General features: G+C 45.4%; 3 protein-coding genes and 2 pseudogenes. All 5 read right to left on the bottom strand.

Going from position 1 to position 3,435, the window contains the following annotated elements; all coding sequences use genetic code 11:
* Window positions 1–1,082: pseudogene (gene tnpC / locus ACP45E_RS03320) on the bottom strand (IS66 family transposase); the annotation flags it as partial.
* Window positions 1,083–1,213: 131 nt separating this feature from the next.
* Window positions 1,214–1,567: an IS66 family insertion sequence element accessory protein TnpB gene (gene tnpB / locus ACP45E_RS03315; RefSeq protein ID WP_017037716.1), complete on the bottom strand. Its 354-nt coding sequence runs from the start codon at window positions 1,565–1,567 to the stop codon at window positions 1,214–1,216.
* Window positions 1,564–1,881: an IS66 family insertion sequence element accessory protein TnpA gene (tnpA, locus tag ACP45E_RS03310; RefSeq protein WP_017037717.1), complete on the bottom strand. Its 318-nt coding sequence runs from the start codon at window positions 1,879–1,881 to the stop codon at window positions 1,564–1,566. Before tnpA ends, tnpB begins: the two co-directional genes overlap by 4 nt.
* 325 nt (window positions 1,882–2,206) lie before the next feature.
* Window positions 2,207–2,764: pseudogene (locus tag ACP45E_RS03305) on the bottom strand (thymidylate synthase); the annotation flags it as partial.
* A 9-nt stretch (window positions 2,765–2,773) separates the two neighbouring features.
* On the bottom strand, window positions 2,774–3,435 hold a 662-nt coding region (lgt, locus tag ACP45E_RS03300; protein ID WP_069584693.1), incomplete at its 5' end, for a prolipoprotein diacylglyceryl transferase.

Raw genomic sequence — 3,435 nt, 5'->3', positions numbered from 1 at the left:
AAGCGCTTGACGCTCTGCTTTTCGCTCTTGGGCAGGCGCACCTTTTAAGCGTGATTCTATCCCGTAGAGTTTTTGGATTTTAGCCAGCGCCTTATCAGCCTTGCCTGATTTACCTTTCCCTTGAAGCTTTTTAGCATCCATGAACTTGCGACGAGCATGCGCTAAGCACCCTACATTGGTGACGTGATGCAGACCATCATAAGCCGCGTAGCCATCGGTTTGTAGATAACCGTTGTAGTCACCTAAAAAGTCCACGGGACACGCCCTCGCGCGACTGTTTTGATAGTCGTACAAGGCAATATTTTTCACATTCGGCAGTGCCGCTTCGGGTGAGTCAGCGCCTGAGCAGTAGAGCCACATATAACACTTCTTCTCTTCTTTGAGCACATTGAGCGGCGTTTCATCCGCCTGAACCACCACTTGTTGAAGCAGGTTCTCCTTCAAGGCGCATACAGCGGGGCGAACTTCTCACTGACTTGGATAACCCACCTTGCCATGGTGGTGCGTGATAGCTCGATACCCGACTGGGTAAACAGCGATTCTTGGCGATAAAGTGGCATCGCGTATTGGTATTTGCCAAGAATGATGTTGGTCAGCAAGCTTTCTGTGGCGAAGCTTTTAGGGATGAGACTCTGAGGGGATGGCTTCTGAACGATACGGCTGCTGTCACCTGTTTTCTCGCACTGGCGGCAAGCGTACTTAGGACGAACATATTCCAACACTTTGAGTACCGCTGGCGTGAACTCTAGCTTCTCGCTGCGGTCTTCACCGATTTTATGCAGGCTATGATTGCAGCAAGCGCACTGCTTTTCATGGTCGTCTACATCAAGTTCGATAACCTCACGAGGCAAGGTCTTAGGCAGAGGTTTACGTTTACCGCGCTTTTTCGTTGTGGTCGTGGTTGTCACCTCAACCTCGTCTTCTTTAACGGCTTCACACTCCGCTTCGTTGAAGAGGTCACCTTGTGATTCATCGTAAGGCTTTAATGCCTCCGAGCGTTTCGCGAACTGACGGTCGAAGGCGAGTTTGAGTTGTTCAAGCAGCGATTGGCGCTCTTGTTTCCACTCATTTTTCTCCGACATCAGAGCTGCTACCATCGCTTGTAGCTCGGCAACATCTTGGCTTTCTGGGTTGATATTTGGCGTCTTTTTCATAGCATTGATTATACTAAAATCGTGCCGTTAACGCTTGGAGAATAAGGCTTTATTCTCGATTAACTCATTGTAAAATCGTTTATTTTGATGGGTTCGTGGCCGATAATTGTGAAGCCTGAAAGCAGTCTGTCAAGCTCAAATTGAGTGAGGGTAAACACCTGATTTTTCTCTTTTGAAGGCCACTTATACTTGGCTTTTTCAAGGCGTTTATACCAGAGGGCGAAGCCTGTTTTATCCCAGTACAACACTTTAATCTTATCGCGCTGTTTATTGGTAAACAGGAACAGCGCACCGCTGCCAAGAGGCAAGTCAGTATCATTTTCGATAATCGCTGCAAGGCCGTTGATGGACTTTCTAAAATCGACGCTTTCACGATAAAGGTAAATGTCTGGAGCGCTGAGCATACCTTTCATGACAACGCTCCAATGAGTTCAGCAAGATAGGTGGCTGGCGTGCCTTGAGGAATGCTCAGCTCCACATCATTGATGAGAAGTGTCATGTTCGCCGTAGCTATCTGGGCCTGATACTTGGTTGTCTTTTCAACGATTTCGGCTCTAACAAATCCGACAGATTCCGATTGGTTTGCTGTTTGGAGTTGACGCCGTTTGGCGAAGAACGTGGATAAACTCAGTCCATGCTCTTCACAAAAAGCGCGTTGGGTAACACTGCTACTTTCATATTGTTCAAACAGTGATTGCCATTCTAGATTGGTGCGTCGTTTTGCCATTTCAACTCTCCTTTGGGTTGGAGAGATGATCTTATTCTTCGTGCTGAAAGATTAGAATGCGGTGTTCATGGCACGCTTACAGTAAAAGTTTATATGGATAACCATCAAAGTCTTCATGAGCGACAGAGGTCGATACATCAATGCTCTCACCTGAAGAGATAACAACCGCTTTTTCCATAATGCCTCGAAATGCTCATCCTGATACATAAACGATAGCAGACTATGCACATTGTGCAAAAATTTAGAGGGTAAATAAAAATTGGGGTTATATACAAAAAAAGCACTACTTTATTACGAAGTGTGCTTTTTCTTATAGGGGTTATAAAAGAGGAACATCACAAGAGCGCTGGGTACTGTTTAGATACAATGTGTCACCCAATAAAGAGAAGTGATGGCTGTACATGCATGGACGCAAGCACCCCATATGAAACTCTCCCGGATTGTAGAAATTTAAAATCTCTCCGCGATCATCGACACCACGCGTAAGGTCATCGACAATCTTACGCAGCTGATCAACACTTCCACCATCTGGCTTTGCCCAAGATCGCCCTTGTACACCGTACACACGCCCCATATCGTCTTCGCCTTTACGATATGAATTATTGAGCCATGCTTGATTTAAATTAGCATTAGCATCCCATGTTTTCGTGCCTAGTTTCCTGAAGTCTTCAGCGTTATCATAACCACGAATATACCCAAGTAATTCCGCTACCGCAGACTTCCAAAAACTCTTTCGTGTTGTCACCAGAGGGAATTGATTATTTTGAACATCATACTCTAGGTCAGCATTAATCACCGTCAAACAACGCTTACCTGTCCTTTCGTTTTCAATCCAAGTTCCTTCATCGACGATGCGATGACAAAGTTCTAAATATTGGTTCACGTTTAATCCTTACTTTACTGCTGCGTTATCGTTGAACTGACCACGCTTGTAAGCCCATACCATCATTAAACCACCAACAATGATCATTGGTAGTGATAAAATCTGCCCCATTGAAATGAAATCGCCAAACAAGCCAATATGCGCATCGGGTTCACGAACGTATTCAACGAGGAAGCGGAAGCTACCATAACCAATCAAAAAGAGGCCAGATACCGATCCAAGCGGTCTTGGTTTCTTAATAAACCAGTTCAAGATAAAGAACAGCACAATGCCTTCTAGTGCCATTTCATATAGCTGTGAAGGGTGACGTGGCAAAGGACCACCATTCGGGAAAACAATACCCCAAGGCGCATCAGTGACGCGACCCCACAACTCACTGTTCATAAAGTTACCCAGACGGCCCATCCCTAGACCAAACGGAACCAGTGGTGCAATAAAGTCAGCGACACCAAAAAATGTACGGCCATTCTTTTTCGCATACCAAAACATCGCGCCGATAACACCGAGTAACCCACCATGGAATGACATTCCACCGGTCCACACCTTAAATAGGTATAAGGGATCTTGAAGAAATATTTCAAAGTTATAAAACAGGACGTAACCAACACGACCACCAACCACAACCCCTAAAAAACCTGCAAATAATAAGTCGGAAACTTGCTCACGTGTCC

The organism is Vibrio genomosp. F10 str. 9ZD137, from assembly GCF_049974785.1.
GTDB lineage: Bacteria > Pseudomonadota > Gammaproteobacteria > Enterobacterales > Vibrionaceae > Vibrio.
The sequence above is the reverse complement of the archived record's forward strand: the minus strand, read 5'-3'. Positions and strand labels throughout refer to the sequence as shown.

Coding starts and splice junctions, on each gene's coding strand:
- tnpB (WP_017037716.1), bottom strand. CDS start 1,567: ATGAAAGGTATGCTCAGCGCTCCAGACATTTACCTTTATCGTGAAAGC.
- tnpA (WP_017037717.1), bottom strand. CDS start 1,881: ATGGCAAAACGACGCACCAATCTAGAATGGCAATCACTGTTTGAACAA.